Below are 16458 nucleotides of genomic sequence, written 5' to 3'. Positions count from 1 at the left end.
TTCAGTAGGTGCCTAGGTACCCGGGTGCGGCGGCCGGTCCCGTCCCCGCTGACGGGAGGGGACCGGCCGCCGGCGCCGGGTCAGCTGCGCAGGGGGCCCTCGCAGCTGTAGCTCGACGTGCCCGCCTTGTGGTCGGTCCAGACCTCGACGGGGCCGAAGGAGCAGTTCATGTCGGCCAGGTTGTTGGAGGCCGCGCCGGCCCGGTCGAGGATGAAGTAGTCGACCGTCTCCGACATGTCCTTGAAGTTCTGGTCGTCACTGCGCCAGTTCGTCAGGTTCGAGGTGATCCGGCCGGTGCAGGTGAACCGCCGCTTGCCCGGGTCCCCGTTCTCCACGCAGTCCGGGGTGTTGTACGTGGCGGTCGCGAAGGCCGACTTCACGGATCCCAGCGCCGCGTCGCGCAGCCGGTCGTTGGGCGTGAAGCTGGTGTTCGGCACGTACAGCTGGTCGACCTTGGCGATCTGCGCGTCCAGGAAGCGGTTGTAGTCGCGCTGGAGGTAGGAGTCCGCGCCCATGCGGTGGCGCCAGGCGTCGTACCCGGCCACGTCATTGGCCCGCAGGTGGGTGTACATCTCGCGCAGCAGCGAGGGCTTCTCGGTCCACAGGAACTCGAAGAAGGTGCCCGCGTAGTTGTAGAAGCGGAAGCCGTCGCCGTCGTACGTGGCGTTGAGCAGCTGCTCGATCGTCATGCGCGGTCCGCCGCCGGACGTGTCGGCCATGATGCCCTTGACCAGGGACTTGCGGACGGCGATGCCGTTGTCGCGGGTGGCGCCGTCGAAGAACTCGGCCGTGCCCTCGTCCATGGCGGTCGTGCGGTCGCCCTCGTACCAGGGGCCCTCGCCGAAGAACCCGGGAACGGCGAACCGGCCGTTGAGGTAGTGCGTGTACTCGTGCCGGAAGAGCTCTTCGAGGGTGAGGGAGGAGTCCTGCGGGACGCGGCGCTGGTAGGTGTAGAAGGTGGCGCCGTTCTCGATGTACATGCCGCCGTTCTCGGTGCCGTACCCGTACAGCATCGTCTGGTAGGTCACGTAGTCGGCGCGGGAGGCGTACAGCACGATGTTCAGCGTGGTGTTGGGGTCGCCGGCCAGCGGCTGGTCGGTCCCGACGACGCGGTGGAACTGCGTCTTGACCTGCTTGCTCGCGTAGTAGAGCTGGTCGACGGTGGCCCGGTCGAGGGCCGTGCGGACCTTGATGCCGCCGTTGTCGTAGGTGTACGTGTTCGGGAAGAGCATCTTCTCGATGTCCTCCTTGCACACCCCGTACTGCTTGCACGCGTTGTAGGTGTTCAGCCAGGAGACGACCTTGGCCCAGGGCTCGCTGCCGGTGCCCCAGGCGGCCTTGACCGGCTCCAGGAGGCCGCCGAGGTCGGCGGATATCTGGTCCTGGAGGCCCTCGATCTGGCCGAAGCGGCCGTACTCGCCCAGCGCGTCGCGAACGACCCACGCGTTGGCGGTGTCCTTGAGGTGGGTGTAGCCGGCGAAGGCCTTGAAGGCGGCCCGGTAGGCGGGGTCGGCCTTGGCGGCGGCGTGGAAGGCGGAGTCCTCGTTGCCCGGGTACACGCCGAGGTAGTTGACGGTGAGGGCCGCGAGCGCCGCGCCGCCCCAGTTCGCGTCCGCGCTGGTGGCGGGGTGCGAGGCGTCCAGGGTGGCCAGGACCTTCTTGATCAGTCCGAGCTGGGTGTGACGCATGCCGGGGCCGGTGGCGTAGAGGGCCTCGCGCAGGGTCCGGGCGTTGGAGGCGGTGGCGTCGAAGGTGCGGGCCGCGTTGCCGAAGTCGGTGACGGCCCGGCTCATGGCGTCGGCGGTCGCCGCGTCCGTGAGGTCGATCTCCTCGCGCGAGAAGTCGTGGTAGATGGCCGCGTGCAGGTACGTGAACATCTCCTCCAGGTGGGAGGAGTTACGGCCGTCGTGGGCGGCGGCCAGGCCGGATATCCGGCGGGCGACGGCCTGGACGTGCGCGTCGTCCATGACGGGTGCGAGGCGCGCGTCCCACGTCCAGACGAGCCCGCGCATACAGCCGTCGGCGGTGACGGCCTGGTCGGCAAGGAAGTCGGCGAACTGCTCCGGGCTGAGGCCCGTGATCCCGTCGAGGGTGCAGGGGACGCCCGCGGCGACGCTGCGCGCGGTGGGCGCGGCCTGGGGCGCGGCGGCGCGCTCACGGCTCTTCTCGGCGCCCCCGGTGGGGCGTGCGGCGGGGGCCGCGGCCGGGGCGGCCCCGGGGACGCGGCCGTCGGCGGCCAGCCCGCCGGGAGCCTGGCCCGTCGCGGGCGTGGCCTCCTTGGGCGAGGCGAGGTGGTCGACCTCGTCGAAGGGGTTCGCGCCGGGAGCGCCGGAGGTGAAGGTGCCGGGCACGGCGGCCGGGGCGGGTGCGGCGGCGGGGGCCCGGTCGGCCGTCTGGGACACGGCCTGGCCGGCGGAGGCGAGGAGCGTCACCGCGACGGCGGCGGAGAGGAGGGACGTACGCACAGCTCTGTGCTGGGACACCAAGAACTCCTGGTTGGGAGGGGAGGTGGGGGAAGTGGTGCGCGAAGACGCGAAATGTCTGAACTGCCCTGCGTCACCCGGCGTTTGACGGGGATTAATGTGCCGCGGTGTGAGCTGTAACATAGTAATGTGAAATTGCACTGACAAGCCCTGTGCGCCCACCAGTTCGCATCTTCTTGAGGGAGCCCCGATGACCGACACCCCCTCCCGCCTCAACATCGGCAGCCACGACCTGCCGGTATCACCGGAGTTGTCCCGGTTCATGGCCGCCGACTGGGCGCCGTCGCCCCTGCCCGACACCGCGCGGGTCTGCGCGTACGAGGTCACCCCGGTCCGGCGCGAGCGGCTCTCGGCGCGCTTCCCGGGCGAGCGGCTGATCATCCCGGCGGGCGAGCTCAAGGTCCGCACCAATGACTGCGACCACCGCTTCCGCCCGCACAGCGCGTACGCCTGGCTGACCGGGCTGACCGGCGAGGACCAGGTGGGCCACGTCCTGGTGCTGGAGCCCCGCGGCCCGCACGGCCACGAGCCCGTGCTGTACCTGCGCCCCCGCTCCCCGCGCGCCGGCGGCAACGAGGAGTTCTACCGGGACCGCCGCTACGGGGAGTTCTGGGTCGGCCGCCGCCCCGACCTGGCCGAGGCCGAGCGCCTGACCGGCCTGCGCTGCGCCCACCTGGACGACCTGGGCTCCCCGGCGGGCCGCAACGCCGCCACCGACACCGAACTGGCCGGCGCCCTCTCAGAGTTGCGCCTGGTGAAGGACGCCTGGGAGGTCGAACAGCTCCAGCTCGCCGTCGATCACACCGCCGCCGGTTTCGAGGACGTCGTACGGGCGCTGCCGCGCGCCCTGGCGCACCCGCGCGGCGAACGCTGGATCGAGGGGGTCTTCGGCCTGCGCGCGCGGGCGGAGGGCAACGGCACCGGGTACGACACGATCGCCGCCTCGGGCGCGCACGCGTGCGTGCTGCACTGGATCCGCAACGACGGCCGGCTCGACCGCGGCGATCTGCTGCTGCTGGACGCGGGCGTGGAGACCGACAGCCTCTACACGGCGGACATCACGCGCACCCTCCCGCTGTCGGGGCGCTTCTCCCCGGTCCAGCGGCAGGTGTACGAACTGGTGCTGGCGGCCCAGGACGCGGGCATCGCGGCACTGCGACCGGGCGCCAGCTTCCGCGACTTCCACCGGGCCGGGATGCGGGTGATCGCGGAGGGGCTGGCGCAGTGGGGCGTCCTGAAGGACGCGCGGGGCGATCTGCACCGGCGGTACACGCTGTGCAGCAGCGGCCACATGCTCGGGCTGGACGTCCACGACTGCGCGAAGGCGCGCGCGCAGACGTACCTGGACGGGGTCTTGGAGGAGGGCCAGGTGCTGACGGTCGAACCGGGCCTGTACCTCCAGCCGGACGACGAGACCCTGCCGCCGGAGCTGCGGGGCATCGGTGTGCGCATCGAGGACGACCTGGTCATCACGGCAGAGGGCGCCCGACTGATGTCGGGCGCCCTGCCCCGCACGGTCGCGGGGATCGAGGAGTGGATGGGGGCTCTGCTGGAGAGCCGGTAGAGCCGGAGGGTCAGTGGCCGGCGGTCCCGTCAGCGGCCGCCGCCACCGCCTCCGCCACCGCCTCCGCCGCCCCCACCGTTGCCGCCACCGCCGTTGCCGCCGCCCCCGCCGCCGTTGCCGCCACCGCCGCCGCCGTCGTGGCCTCCGCCACCGCCGTCGCCTCCACCGCCGCCCCCGTTGCCTCCGCCGCCACCGCCGTCGTGGCCTCCGCCACCGCCACCGCCGTCGCCGCCGTAGCCACCGCGGCCGGATCCGTTGTCGCTCCAGCCGTTGTCGTGGTTGCCGCTCCAGTTGTTGTCGTTGCGGTTGTCATGGCTGGAGCGGTTGTCGTTCCAGCGGCCGTTGTTCCAGTTGCCGTTCCAATTGGCGTTGTCGTGGCGGCCGTTGTTCCAGGAGTCGTTGTCCCAGCACCAGCTGGGCCGGTCGTTCCAGTTGTGCCAGCGGGAGGGGTCGCAGCAGTCACGCCAGTTGTTGTTCCCGCGCCAGTCGTCGGAGCACCATCCCGAGTTGTTCTGCTGGGTCTGAGGCAGACCTGCGGCAACCGCTCCGCCGACAGGCATCAGGCCGAGCGCGACGCCCGCGGCTCCCGCCACGATCGTCGCGGTGATGACACGGCGCATGACCATGCACCTCCGAGGATTGAGACATTCCTTACAAAAAGGTCATTTCCACCCTCACCCCTCCCCGGCCCGCTGTCAAAGGCACCTGGTCAGTGCCGCGTCAAGCGGACACCCCCTGAGCCGTTTCGAGTACGGCGATACCGTCCAGTTCGACCAGGGCGGGCTCGTCCCAGAGCCGGACGACCCCGATGACCGCCATCGCCGGGTAGTCGCGGCCGGCCAGCCGGCGCCAGATGCGGCCGAGTTCGGATGCGTGGACGCGGTACGCCTCCACGTCGACCGTGTACACGGTCACCCGGGCCAGGTCCGCCGGTGTCCCGCCCGACGCGGCGAGGGCGGCCAGCAGGTTGCCCAGCGCGCGTTCGAACTGCTCGGGCAGGGTCTCCCCCACCACCTTGCCCTCGGTGTCGAGCGCGGTCTGGCCCGCCAGGAAGACGAGCCGGGTGCCGCTCGCGGCCACGGCGTGCGAGAAGCCCGTCGCCGGGGAGAGCTCCGCGGGATTGATCCGCTCCAGGCTCACCGGTAGAGCTCCTTCGCGATGATGGTGCGCTGGACCTCGCTGGCGCCCTCGTAGATCCTCGGCGCCCGGACCTCCCGGTACAGGTGTTCCAGCAGGTGGCCCCGCTGGAGGGCGACGGCCCCGTGCAGCTGGACCGCGTGGTCCACCACGTACTGGGCGGTCTCCGTCGCGAGCAGTTTCGCCATCGCGGAGCGGCGCGGGACGTCCGGCGAACCGGCGTCGTACGCGCCCGCCGCCGCGTACACCAGCAGCCGGGCGGCCTCGGTGCGGGTGGCCATCTCCGCCACCCGGTGGCCCACCGCCTGGAGGTCGCCCAGTACGCCGCCGAAGGCGCGGCGCGCCGCCGTGTACGCCAAGGTCGCGTCCAGGGCGGCCCGGGCCATGCCGACGGCGAAGGCGCCCACGCTCGGCCGGAACCGGTTCAAGGTGTCCATCGCCACGCGGAAGCCCCGGCCGGGTTCGCCGAGCAGGTCCTGCGGGCCGACCGGGACGCCGTCGAAGGACAGCCGTCCGATCGGATGCGGGGAGAGCATGTCCAGGGGCTCGCCGGAGAGCCCGGGCCGGTCGGCCGGGACCAGGAAGGCGGTGACCCCCTTGGCGGCCGGTCCCTCGCCCGTGCGGGCGAACACCGTGTAGAAGTCCGCCTCGGGGGCGTTGGAGATCCAGCACTTCTCCCCGCTGAGCCGCCAGCCGCCCTCGGCCCCCCGGCTCCCCTCGGCCCCGCTCCGGCCGGCGCCCCCGTCCCGCACGGCCTCCAGCGCCAGCGCCGCCGCGTCCGAGCCGGCCCCCGGCTCGCTCAGCGCGAAGGCCGCCACCGCACGCCCGGCCCGTACCTCCGGCAGCCAGCGCGCCCGCTGCTCCGGCGTACCCGAGGCGAGCACCGGATGTGCCCCCAGACCTTGCAGCGCGAGGGCCGTCTCCGCCTCCGTGCACCCGTACGCGAGGGATTCGCGGAGCAGGCACAGCTCCAGCGCCCCCGAGGTGAAGACCCGCTCCAGCAGGCCCAGCTCGCCCAGCGCCGCGAGCAGCGGGCGGTTGACCCGGCCCGGCTCCCCCTTGTCGGCGAGCGGCCGCAGCCGGTCCGCCGCCAGCGCGCGCAGCTGCCCGCACCACTCCTCTTGTTCCGCCCCGAGCGCGAATCCGGTCATCCGAACATCCCCGCTTCTATCGCGTCCTGTTGACTGCCGTCACCATCACGATACGCTCGTAGCGCACTCGCACGGCCCGCTCCGCCACTTCGGCCCCTCACCCGGGGAGCCGCTGTCGTTGCAAGGGGGCGAACCCGCCTTGGAGCTCAAGCCATCCGCCCACGCCGACACCTTCGCGCGCGACCATCTGCCGCCACCGCACGCCTGGCCGCGGCTCCTCTTCGAGCTCCCCGAACTGGCCTACCCGGACCGGCTGAACTGCGGCGCGGAGCTGCTCGACGCCACCATCGACCGGTTCGGGCCCGACCGCCCCGCCTTCCGCAGCGGCACCGGCGAGGTGTGGTCGTACGGCGGGCTGCGGGGGCGCGTGGACCGCATCGCCCACGTGCTCACGGCCGACCTCGGCGTGGTCCCCGGGAACCGGGTGCTCCTGCGCGGCCCCACCGGGCCCTGGCTCGCCGCGTGCTGGCTGGCGGTGATGAAGGCGGGCGCGGTGGCGGTGACGGTCCTCGCCCAGCAGCGGGCGCAGGAGCTGGCCACCGTCTGCGCGATGGCCAGGGTGCGGCACGCGCTGTGCCACGTGGACGTGCTGGACGACCTGGCCAAGGCGCAGGTGCCCGGCCTGCGGATCACCCCGTACGGCGGGGAGGGCGCGGACGACCTGCTGCGGCTGGCCGACCGGCACCCGGCGTCGTTCCCGGCCGTGGAGACCTCCGCCGACGACGTGGCCCTGATCGCCTTCACCTCGGGGACCACCGGCCGCCCCAAGGGCTGCATGCACTTCCACCGCGACCTGCTCTCGGTCGCCGACACCTTCTCCCACAACGTCCTGCGCCCCCGTCCCGACGACGTCTTCGCGGGCAGTCCGCCGCTCGGCTTCACCTTCGGGCTCGGCGGCCTGGTCGTCTTCCCGCTGCGCGCGGGGGCCTCCGCGCTCCTGCTCGACCAGGCGGTCCCGCGCCGGCTGCTGCCGGCCCTCGCCCAGCACCGGGTCTCGGTGCTGTTCACCGCGCCGACCGCGTACCGGGCGATGCTGGACGAGCTGGGCCCGGACCCGGTGGGCACGTACGACCTGTCCGCGCTGCGCCGCTGCGTCTCGGCGGGCGAGAACCTCCCGGCGGCCACCTGGCAGGCCTGGTACGAGCGCACCGGACTGCGGATCATCAACGGGATCGGCGCCACGGAACTGCTGCACATCTTCATCTCCGCGGCCGACGAGGACATCCGCCCGGGGACGACCGGCCGCGTGGTGCCGGGCTGGCAGGCCCGGGTGGTGGACGCCGCCGGGCGGCCGGTCGCGGACAACGAGCCGGGGCTGCTGGCGGTGCGCGGTCCGGTGGGCTGCCGGTACCTGGCGGATCCGCGGCAGGCGGAGTACGTACGGGACGGCTGGAACCTGACCGGGGACACCTACGTCCGCGATCCGGAGGGCTACTTCCGGTACGTCGCCCGGGCCGACGACATGATCGTCTCGGCGGGCTACAACATCGCGGGCCCGGAGGTGGAGGAGGCCCTGCTGCGCCACCCGGACGTGGTGGAGGCGGCGGTGGTGGGCCGTCCGGACGAGCGACGCGGCCAGATCGTGGTGGCGTACGCCGTCGCGCGGGCGGGCGCGCAGCCGAGCGAGGAGGAACTGCGGGCGTTCGTGCGGGCGGAGCTGGCCCCGTACAAGTGCCCGCGCGCCTTCGTCTTCCTGCCGGCCCTCCCCCGGACGGCGACGGGCAAACTGCAGCGCTTCCGGCTGCGCGACGCCGCGAACCCGGCCTGATCCGAACGACACGACCTAGAGTGATCCCGTGGTCGAGCAGCACACTCCGCGATCTCTGATCGTCACGTTCTACGGCGCCTACGGGCGGTCCTTCGAGGGGCCGGTCCCGGTGTCCGCGCTGGTCCGCCTGCTGGGCGCGGCCGGTGTGGACGCCCCGTCGGTCCGCTCGTCGGTCTCCCGGCTGAAGCGGCGCGGCTTCCTGCTGCCCGGGCGGGCCTCGGACGGCTCCGCGGGGTACGAGCTCTCCGCGGAGGCCCGCCAGCTGCTGGACGACGGCGACCGCAGGATCTACGGGGAGCGCGGCGCCGACCCCGCGGGGGAATGGCTGCTGGCGGTGTTCTCCGTACCGGAGCAGGAGCGGCACAAGCGGCACCTGCTGCGCTCGCGCCTCGCGCGCCTGGGCTTCGGCGCGGTGGCCCCGGGGGTGTGGATCGCCCCGGCCCACCTGTACGAGGAGACCGGGCACACCCTGGACCGGCTGCACCTGACGGCGTACGTGGAGCTGTTCTCCGGCGGCCACCTCGGCTTCGCCCCGACCGCCGAGGCGGTGGCCCGGTGGTGGGACCTGACCTCGCTGGCCAAGCAGCACGAGGAGTTCCTGGACCTGCACGAGCCGGTGCTGCGCGCCCTGCAGTCGGGCCCCGCCCCCACCGCGGAGGAGGCCTACCGCGGCTACCTGCTCGCCCTGGACACCTGGCGGCGCCTGCCGTACGCCGACCCGGGGCTGCCGCGGGAACTGCTGCCCGCGGACTGGCCGGGCGACCGCGCGGCGGCGGTCTTCACCGACCTGCACGACCGGCTGCGGGACGTCGGGGCGGGGTTCCTGGAACCGTAGGCGACGGGGACACGTCACGTCGGGGTGTGACACGAAACGATCTTCCGCCCGAGGCCCCACCCCTTCCCCCGCACCCACCGGGCGTCCAGCCGCCGGCCGGTCCCCCACCGCCCGGCTTCGGGCCGCCGCCCGTCATGGCGGACAAGCGGCTGCGGTGGCAGGGCGTGGTGACCGCGCTGCTGGGCGGCGCCGTCGCCGGCTACCTGGCGCACGACCTGGCCGCCAACGCCCGCGCGTACTGTGACGCGGGCTGGGAGGCGGGCGGCAAGTTCGAGCTGGCCTTCGAGATGCTCCTGCTGGTCCCGGGGTGCGCGGTGCTCGCCCTGCTGGTCTGGCTGCTCGCCCGGCGCGTGAATCCCGTGACGGGCGTGGTGGCCGTGGTACTGGTCCTGTCGGTGGTGATCGTCTGGTACTTCGCCACGCAGGGCACGCTGGACGGCTACCGCGGGGACTCGGGGCTGTGCGGGCCCGACAACGTGCCGCCGTGGTGGCCGGCCTGGCTGCCCTCGTAAAACTGACGTGCACGCAGAGACGGTCCGACGCCATCATGGCCCATGACCTGGACGTTCACCCATGACCTGGCGGCGTTCCGGGCCGCGGCCGGCCCGGCCGTGGCCGCCGAGCCCGTGTCCAACACCACCCTGCTGACCGTGCTGGACGCGCTGGAGCGGCGCGGCCCGGACGCCTACGGGTCCGCCGAGCCCCTCTTCGGCTGGTGGACCGGCGCCGGCGGGGGCGTCGCGGGCGCCGTGCTGCGCACCCCGCCGTACCCGCTGCTGATCGGGGCGCTGCCCGAGCGGGCCGTGCGCGAGCTGGGGGCCGCCCTCACCACCGAACCCCTGCTCGCCGGGGTCGGGGTGCTCAACGCCCGGCGCCGCGATGCCGAGGCGCTGGCCGCGGCCTGGGGCAGGGCGAGCGCGGTCACCGCGGAGAACCGGCTGTACCGGCTCGCGGGACTGCTCGCCCCGGCCCCCGCCCCGGCCGGCCGGGCGCGGACCGCCACCGACGCCGATCTCCCGCTGCTGCTGGACTGGACCGGGGCCTTCAAGCGGGAGACCGGGCAGCCGGGCGGCCCTTCCGAGGCCGGCCTGCGCGACCGGCTCTCGTACGGGGGCATGCTGCTCTGGGAGGACGCCGCAAGGCCCGTGGCCATGGCCGGGTTCTTCCGCGTGATCGGCCCGGTCTCCCGGGTCGGCCCGGTGTACACCCCGCCCGGGCTGCGCGGGCGCGGGTACGCGGCCGGGGTGACGCACGCGGTCAGCGAGGCGGCGTACGCGGCGGGCGCCTCGGAGGTGCTGCTCTTCACCGACCTGGCCAACCCGACCAGCAACCGCCTCTACCGGCGCCTGGGCTACGTCCCGGTGGAGGACCGCGTCGGGGTGGCCGCGCCGTGAGCCGTCCGGCGCTCCCTCAGCCGCGGCCGGTCGGGGGTGTGCGGCTGCCGGCGCGGTAGGGGGCGGGCCAGGGCGCGGCCGGGCCCTCGTAGGACTGGTCGGCGGCCGCGTGCAGGGTCCAGTGCGGGTCGTACAGGTGGGGGCGGCCCACGGCGCAGAGGTCGGCGCGGCCCGCCAGCAGCAGGGAGTTCACGTCGTCCCAGGAGGAGATCGCGCCGACGGCGATGACGGGCACGCCGAGCGCGTTGCGGATCCGGTCCGCGTACGGGGTCTGGTACGAGCGCCCGTACTCGGGGCTCTCGTCGGCCACCACCTGGCCGGTCGACACGTCGATGGCGTCGGCGCCGTGGGCGGCGAAGGCGGCCGCGATGTCCACGGCGTCCTGGGCGGACGTTCCGCCGGGGGCCCAGTCGGTGGCCGAGATGCGTACGGTCATCGGCCGGTCGGCGGGCCACACGGCGCGGACCGCGTCGAAGACCTCCAGCGGGAAGCGGAGCCGGTTCTCCAGGGGCCCGCCGTAGGCGTCCGTGCGCCGGTTGGTGAGCGGGGACAGGAAGCCGGACAGCAGGTATCCGTGGGCGCAGTGCAGTTCCAGCAGGTCGAAGCCGCAGCCCGCGGCCCGTACGGCGGCGGCCGCGAAATCGGAGCGGATCGATGCCATGTCCGCTGCCGTCAGCGCGCGCGGAACGGCCGAGACGCCCGGCCGGTAGGGCGCCTGGGAGGCCGCCACGAGCGGCCAGTTGCCCTCCGGGAGCGGGTCGTCCATGCCCTCCCACATCACCCGCGTCGAGCCCTTGGCACCTGAGTGGCCGAGCTGGACGCCCAGCGCGGTGCCGGGCGCGGAGCCGTGCACGAAGTCGGCGATCCGGGTCCAGGCCGCCGCCTGCCCCGCCGTGTACAGGCCGGTGCAGCCGGGGGTGATCCGGCCCTCGGCCGATACGCAGACCATCTCGGTCATCACCAGGCCCGCTCCGCCGAGGGCCCGCGCCCCCAGGTGCACCAGGTGGAAGTCCCCGGGCGTTCCGTCGCCGTCCTGCGCGCAGTACATGTCCATCGGGGAGACCACGACGCGGTTGCGCAGGGTCAGCCCGCGCAGCTTCAGCGGCGTGAACATCGGCGGGGTGTGCTCGTCCGGGCAGCCGAAGTCGCGTTCCACGGCCCGGGTGAACCGCTCGTCGCGCAGCCGCAGGTTGTCGTGGGTCACCCGGCGGCTGCGGGTGAGCAGGTTGAAGGCGAACTGCCGGGCGGGCTGGTCCACGTACCCGGCGAGTTCCTCGAACCACCGCATGCTGGCGGCGGCGGCCCGCTGGGTCGAGGCCACCGCCGGCCGCCGGGCGGCCTCGTACGCGGCGAGGGCGGCGGGCACGTCCGGCTCCGCGGCCACGGCTTCGGCGAGCGCGAGCGCGTCCTCCACCGCCAGCTTCGTACCCGAGCCGATGGAGAAGTGGGCGGTGTGCGCCGCGTCCCCGAGCAGGACGACGTTCCCGTGCGACCAGCGCTCGTTGACGACCGTGCGGAACTCGGTCCACGCCGAGTGGTTGCCGTGCAGCGGGCGCCCGCGCAGGGCCTCGCCGAAGATCTTGGCGCAGCGCGCGGCGGACTCGGCCTCGTCGCACAGGTCGAAGCCGGCGGACCGCCAGACGTCCTCGTGCATCTCCACGATGACGGTGGAGGCGTCCGCGGAGTACGGGTAGGCGTGCAGCTGCATGACGCCGTGCTCGGTCTCCGCGATCTCGAAGCGGAACGCGTCGAAGGCGAAGTCGGCGGCGAGCCAGATGTAGCGGCATCGCCCGCTCGTCAGCGTCGGGCGGAAGTGCGCGGCGCCGGCCTGCCGGGTCGCACTGTGCACTCCGTCGGCCGCGACGACCAGGTCGTACGAGGCCGCCAGGGCCGCGGCGGCCGGTGCGGGGGTGCGGAAACGGAGCCTGACCCCGAGGCCGGCGCAGCGCTCGTGGAGGATCTCCAGCAGCCGTCGCCGGCCGAGGGCGGAGAAGCCGTGGCCGCCGGAGGTCAGCAGCCGCCCCCGGTGGACGATGTCGATGTCGTCCCAGCGGACGAACTCGGCGCCGAGGGCCGCGTAGACCACGGTGTCGGCCCGTTCGATGCCGCCGAGGGTCTCGTCGGAGAGCACCACGCCGAAACCGAAGGTGTCCTCGGGGGCGTTTCGCTCCCACACCTCGACCGTATGGCCCTGGCGGGCCAGCAGCGCGGCGGCGTACAGGCCCCCGGGCCCGCCGCCGACGACGGCGACCCGCAATGCGCTGCCTTCCGGCATGGCGCTACCTGCCCTTCCACTCCGGGGGCCGCTTCGCGGTGAAGGCGGCGTGGAACTCGGCGTAGTCCCGGCCGTTCATCAGCAGGGCCTGGGTGTTGGCGTCGAGCTCGACCGACGCGGCGAGCGGCATGTCGAGTTCGGCGGTCAGCAGCGCCTTGGTCTGCGCGTACGCGAGGGCGGGACCTGCGGCGAGGTGCGCGGCGAGTTCCGCGGCCCGTGCGCCGGCCTTCCCCTCCTCGGTGACCTCGCTGAGCAGGCCGATTCGCTCGGCCTCCGGGGCGCGTACGGGCTCTCCGAGCATCAGCAGCCGGGTCGCGTGGCCGAGGCCGACGACGCGGGGCAGCAGGTACGCGGCGCCCATGTCCCCGCCGGAGAGGCCGACGCGGGTGAAGAGGAACGCGAAGCGGGCGGACGGGTCGGCGATCCGGAAGTCGGAGGCGAGGGCGAGGACGGCCCCGGCCCCGGCGGCGACCCCGTGCACGGCGGCGATCACCGGGAAGGGGCACTCGCGGATGGCGCGCACCACCTGGCCGGTCATCCGGTTGAAGTCGAGGAGCTGGGCGGTGTCCATGGCGAGGGTGGCGCCGATGATCTCGTCGACGTCTCCACCGGAGCAGAAGCCGCGCCCCTCGCCACCGAGGACGAGGGCGCGTACGGAGCGCTCGCGGGAGAGCTCGGCGAGCAGGTCGCGCAGGTCGGCGTAGGCGCCGAAGGTGAGGGCGTTGAGTTTCTCGGGGCGGTCGAGGGTGACGGTGGCCACGCCGTCCTGCCGGGTCACCCGCAGGTGGCGCCACCGTTCGGTCGCTGCTGTGGAACCGATGAAGGGGCTCACGGGATCGACGGTATCACTGCATCGTGACTGCCGTCACAGAAACGCGACACATGGGTGACGGGGTGGGTGCGTCACGGCAGCGCGCGGGCACTCCGTATCGTTGAAAGCGGAAGTTCCTCCTCCCCGCCTTGTCGACTCCCTGCCCCCCACCTTCCCCGCTCCCACTCCCGCCCCCTGCCCCCTGCCCCCTGTCTCCCGGAACGGACGGTCCCCTCATGCCCGACGTCTCCGCCTGGCGGATCCCGCTGCCCCGCACGCCGGCCGCCGTGCCGATCGCCCGCGCCCTCGTCCGCACGGCGCTCACCGACGTGCCCGTCGTGCACGCCGACAGCGACACGGCGGAGCTGCTGACCGCGGAGCTGGTCGCCAACGCCGTGGAGCACACCGCCGGTGACGCCCCGATCGAGCTGGTCGTGGAGCTGCGGGCGAGCGGCTGTCAGGTCGAGGTCCACGACGGGGATCCGCGACCGCCCGGGGTCCTCGGCGCGATCGGCACCCGGGGCGCCGCCGGCACCCGCCTGGAGGACCTGATGCCCGACCCCTGGCAGGAGCACGGCCGCGGACTGCTGCTGATCCGCGCGCTCAGCTCGGCCTGCGGCCACCGCCCGACGGCGGACGGGAAGGCCGTCTGGTTCACCCTGGCGGCGCGGCCCGCATGACTATGCGGGCCCGGCCCCGTCACGATCCGGAAGACACGGCCTGACCGGCTTCGGGTCCCGCGAGGGTCGCGACGAGGACCGCCTTGATGGTGTGCAGCCTGTTCTCGGCCTCGTCGAAGACGACGGAGTGCGCGGATTCGAACACCTCGTCCGTCACCTCCAGCGAGTCCAGCCCGTGCCGCTCGTGGATCTCGCGCCCGACCTTGGTGCCCAGGTCGTGGAAGGCCGGCAGGCAGTGCAGGAACTTGACGTCCGGATTGCCGGTCGCGCGGAGCACGTCCATCGTGACGGCGTACGGGGCCAGGGCGCCGATCCGCTCGTCCCAGACCTCCTTCGGCTCGCCCATGGAGACCCACACGTCGGTGGCGACGAAGTCGGCCTGGGCCACGCCCTCGGCGACCTCCTCCGTCAGCATGATGCGCGCCCCGCTGGCGGCCGCGAGCTCGCGGGCCCGCGAGACCACTGCCTCGGCCGGCCAGTAGGCCTTCGGTGCGACGATGCGCACGTCCATGCCGAGCAGCGCGCCGGTGACCAGGTACGAGTTGCCCATGTTGAAGCGGGCGTCGCCGAGGTAGGCGAAGGCGGTGCGCTCCAGCGGCTTGGCGCAGTGCTCGGTCATGGTGAGCACGTCCGCCAGCATCTGGGTGGGGTGCCAGTCGTCGGTGAGGCCGTTGAACACCGGCACGCCGGAGTGGGCGGCGAGCGCCTCGACGGCCTCCTGGCTGTCACCGCGGTACTCGATCCCGTCGAACATCCGCCCGAGCACCCGCGCCGTGTCCTTGACCGACTCCTTGTGGCCGATCTGGGAGCTGGCCGGGTCGAGGTAGGTGGTGTGCGCGCCCTGGTCCGCGGCCGCGACCTCGAACGCGCAGCGCGTGCGCGTCGAAGTCTTCTCGAAGATCAGCGCGATGCTCCTGCCCTGGAGGCGGCGCCGCTCGGCGCCGGCCTTCTTGGCCGCCTTGAGTTCGGCCGCGAGCTCGATCAGACCGCGGAACTCGGCGGCTGTGAAGTCGAGCTCCTTGAGGAAACTGCGGCCGACGAGGTCGGTGGCCATGGGGACACTCCAAGGGTCACGCTGACAGGGGATTCTGGAAGTCTATACGATCCCCCGTATTGATATACAGGTGGGCCTCAGACCGGATCGCGCTCCACCGGGCAGCTCATGCACCGCGGCCCGCCCCGCCCCCGCCCGAGCTCGCTGCCCGGGATCTCGATGACCTCGATGCCCTCCTTGCGCAGGTGCGTGTTGGTCGTCACGTTCCGCTCGTACGCCACCACCACCCCCGGCTCGACGGCCAGCACGTTGCAGCCGTCGTCCCACTGCTCGCGCTCCGCCGCGTGCACGTCCTGCGTCGCGGTCAGCACCCGGATCGAGTCCAGTCCGAGCGCGGCCGCGATCGCCCGGTGCATGTGCTCCGGCGGATGGTCGGTCACCTTCAGCTCCTGCAGGCCCTCGCCCGGCTCGATGGTGTAGGAGCGCAGCATGCCGAGGCCCACGTACTGAGTGAACGTATCTCCGTCGACCATCGTCATCACCGTGTCCAGGTGCATGAAGGCCCGCCGCTTCGGCATGTCCAGCGCCACGATGGTCCTCGCCGACCCGGCCGCGAACAGACCCCGCGCGAGCATCTCCACCGCCTGCGGCGTGGTCCGCTCGCTCATCCCGATCAGCACCGCGCCGTTGCCGATGACGAGCACGTCCCCGCCCTCGATGGTCGAGGGGTAGTCCGCCTGCCCCTGCGACCAGTAGTGGAAGGCCCCGGAGGAGGTGAAGAGCGGGTGGTGCTTGTAGATCGCCTCGAAGTGCACCGTCTCGCGCTGCCGGGCCGGCCACCGCATGGCGTTGATGGACACCCCGTCGTAGATCCAGGCGGAGGTGTCCCGGGTGAACAGGTGGTTGGGCAGCGGCCCCAACAGGAAGTCGTCGAGCTCCATCGCGTGGAAGCGGACCGACACCGGCTCCGCGTGCCGCTCCAGGTACTCGCGCTTGGTCATCCCGCCGATCAGCGCCTCGGTCAGGGCGGTCACCGGCAGCTGGTCGAAGACCGCGCGCAGGTGGTCGGTGGCGAGCGGACCGTACTCCTTCTCGTCGAACACCCGGTCCAGGACGAGGTGTCTGGCCTCCGGGACGTCAAGGGCCTCGCACAGCAGGTCTCCGAAGAGGTGCACCTCCACGCCGCGGTCGCGCAGGACGTCGGCGAAACCGTCGTGCTCCTGGCGGGCCCGGCGCACCCACAGCACGTCGTCGAAGAGCAGCGCGTCCTTGTTGCTCGGTGTGAGCCGCTTCAGCTCCAGATCGGGCCGGTGGAGGATGACGCGGCGAAGCCGCCCGGTCTCGGAGTCGACATGGAATCCCATGG

The 16458-nt window shown here is 73.1% G+C and carries 14 protein-coding genes; 6 read left to right on the top strand and 8 right to left on the bottom strand.

Features of this window, described 5'->3' with window-relative positions:
- Positions 1 to 80: 80 nt before the first annotated feature.
- Complete coding sequence (locus AB0M92_RS15505) at positions 81 to 2483, bottom strand: collagenase (protein ID WP_366102644.1); 2403 nt, start codon at positions 2481 to 2483, stop codon at positions 81 to 83.
- Positions 2484 to 2673: 190 nt separating this feature from the next.
- On the opposite strand from AB0M92_RS15505, the gene AB0M92_RS15500 reads away from it, so the two are divergent.
- Positions 2674 to 4047 (top strand): aminopeptidase P family protein, encoded by a 1374-nt coding sequence (locus tag AB0M92_RS15500; RefSeq protein WP_366102643.1) that lies wholly within the window; start codon positions 2674 to 2676, stop codon positions 4045 to 4047.
- Positions 4048 to 4076: 29 nt separating this feature from the next.
- Here AB0M92_RS15500 and AB0M92_RS15495 read toward each other — a convergent pair whose 3' ends face one another.
- The 3 genes from AB0M92_RS15495 to AB0M92_RS15485 all read right to left on the bottom strand — a co-directional run bounded on the left by AB0M92_RS15495 (position 4077) and on the right by AB0M92_RS15485 (position 6335).
- On the bottom strand, positions 4077 to 4667 hold the full coding sequence (locus AB0M92_RS15495) for a hypothetical protein (RefSeq protein ID WP_366102642.1): 591 nt from the start codon (positions 4665 to 4667) through the stop codon (positions 4077 to 4079).
- 100 nt (positions 4668 to 4767) lie between these two features.
- Entirely contained in the window at positions 4768 to 5187 is a 420-nt protein-coding gene (locus AB0M92_RS15490) for a RidA family protein (protein WP_366102641.1), read from the bottom strand.
- The gene (locus AB0M92_RS15485) at positions 5184 to 6335 is read right to left on the bottom strand and encodes an acyl-CoA dehydrogenase family protein (protein WP_366102640.1); all 1152 of its coding nucleotides are present in this window, start codon (positions 6333 to 6335) and stop codon (positions 5184 to 5186) included. Before AB0M92_RS15485 ends, AB0M92_RS15490 begins: the two co-directional genes overlap by 4 nt.
- A 139-nt stretch (positions 6336 to 6474) precedes the next feature.
- On the opposite strand from AB0M92_RS15485, the gene AB0M92_RS15480 reads away from it, so the two are divergent.
- The 4 genes from AB0M92_RS15480 (at position 6475) to AB0M92_RS15465 (ending at position 10332) form a co-directional block, all read left to right on the top strand.
- On the top strand, positions 6475 to 8103 hold the full coding sequence (locus tag AB0M92_RS15480; protein WP_366102639.1) for an AMP-binding protein: 1629 nt from the start codon (positions 6475 to 6477) through the stop codon (positions 8101 to 8103).
- A gap of 28 nt (positions 8104 to 8131) precedes the next feature.
- On the top strand, positions 8132 to 8938 hold the full coding sequence (locus tag AB0M92_RS15475; protein WP_366102638.1) for a PaaX family transcriptional regulator C-terminal domain-containing protein: 807 nt from the start codon (positions 8132 to 8134) through the stop codon (positions 8936 to 8938).
- A gap of 134 nt (positions 8939 to 9072) precedes the next feature.
- The gene (locus tag AB0M92_RS15470; RefSeq protein WP_366102637.1) at positions 9073 to 9450 is read left to right on the top strand and encodes a hypothetical protein; all 378 of its coding nucleotides are present in this window, start codon (positions 9073 to 9075) and stop codon (positions 9448 to 9450) included.
- Between the two features lie 42 nt (positions 9451 to 9492).
- Entirely contained in the window at positions 9493 to 10332 is an 840-nt protein-coding gene (locus AB0M92_RS15465; protein WP_366102636.1) for a GNAT family N-acetyltransferase, read from the top strand.
- Between the two features lie 16 nt (positions 10333 to 10348).
- Here AB0M92_RS15465 and AB0M92_RS15460 read toward each other — a convergent pair whose 3' ends face one another.
- Together AB0M92_RS15460 and AB0M92_RS15455 are read right to left on the bottom strand one after the other, a co-directional pair.
- Positions 10349 to 12607, bottom strand: a complete 2259-nt coding sequence (locus AB0M92_RS15460; RefSeq protein WP_366102635.1) for a bifunctional salicylyl-CoA 5-hydroxylase/oxidoreductase — start codon at positions 12605 to 12607, stop codon at positions 10349 to 10351.
- A gap of 4 nt (positions 12608 to 12611) precedes the next feature.
- On the bottom strand, positions 12612 to 13439 hold the full coding sequence (locus AB0M92_RS15455) for an enoyl-CoA hydratase family protein (protein WP_366102634.1): 828 nt from the start codon (positions 13437 to 13439) through the stop codon (positions 12612 to 12614).
- 215 nt (positions 13440 to 13654) lie between these two features.
- Between AB0M92_RS15455 and AB0M92_RS15450 the strand changes: the two genes are divergently transcribed.
- Positions 13655 to 14098 (top strand): ATP-binding protein, encoded by a 444-nt coding sequence (locus AB0M92_RS15450; protein ID WP_366102633.1) that lies wholly within the window; start codon positions 13655 to 13657, stop codon positions 14096 to 14098.
- A gap of 19 nt (positions 14099 to 14117) precedes the next feature.
- Here the strand turns inward: AB0M92_RS15450 and argF are convergent, their stop codons facing one another.
- A complete protein-coding gene (gene argF / locus AB0M92_RS15445; protein WP_366102632.1) occupies positions 14118 to 15152 on the bottom strand; it encodes an ornithine carbamoyltransferase in 1035 nt (344 codons plus the stop codon).
- Between the two features lie 77 nt (positions 15153 to 15229).
- Positions 15230 to 16456, bottom strand: a complete 1227-nt coding sequence (locus AB0M92_RS15440) for an arginine deiminase (RefSeq protein ID WP_366102631.1) — start codon at positions 16454 to 16456, stop codon at positions 15230 to 15232.
- Positions 16457 to 16458: the final 2 nt, after the last annotated feature.

Origin of the sequence: Streptomyces sp. NPDC051582 (assembly GCF_040681715.1) — a bacterium.
Lineage (GTDB): Bacteria > Actinomycetota > Actinomycetes > Streptomycetales > Streptomycetaceae > Streptomyces.
The sequence above is the reverse complement of the archived record's forward strand: the minus strand, read 5'-3'. Positions and strand labels throughout refer to the sequence as shown.

Coding starts and splice junctions, on each gene's coding strand:
- AB0M92_RS15500 (WP_366102643.1), top strand. CDS start 2,674: ATGACCGACACCCCCTCCCGCCTCAACATCGGCAGCCACGACCTGCCG.
- AB0M92_RS15495 (WP_366102642.1), bottom strand. CDS start 4,667: ATGCGCCGTGTCATCACCGCGACGATCGTGGCGGGAGCCGCGGGCGTC.
- AB0M92_RS15485 (WP_366102640.1), bottom strand. CDS start 6,335: ATGACCGGATTCGCGCTCGGGGCGGAACAAGAGGAGTGGTGCGGGCAG.
- AB0M92_RS15470 (WP_366102637.1), top strand. CDS start 9,073: ATGGCGGACAAGCGGCTGCGGTGGCAGGGCGTGGTGACCGCGCTGCTG.
- AB0M92_RS15465 (WP_366102636.1), top strand. CDS start 9,493: ATGACCTGGACGTTCACCCATGACCTGGCGGCGTTCCGGGCCGCGGCC.
- AB0M92_RS15460 (WP_366102635.1), bottom strand. CDS start 12,607: ATGCCGGAAGGCAGCGCATTGCGGGTCGCCGTCGTCGGCGGCGGGCCC.
- AB0M92_RS15450 (WP_366102633.1), top strand. CDS start 13,655: ATGCCCGACGTCTCCGCCTGGCGGATCCCGCTGCCCCGCACGCCGGCC.
- argF (WP_366102632.1), bottom strand. CDS start 15,152: ATGGCCACCGACCTCGTCGGCCGCAGTTTCCTCAAGGAGCTCGACTTC.
- AB0M92_RS15440 (WP_366102631.1), bottom strand. CDS start 16,456: ATGGGATTCCATGTCGACTCCGAGACCGGGCGGCTTCGCCGCGTCATC.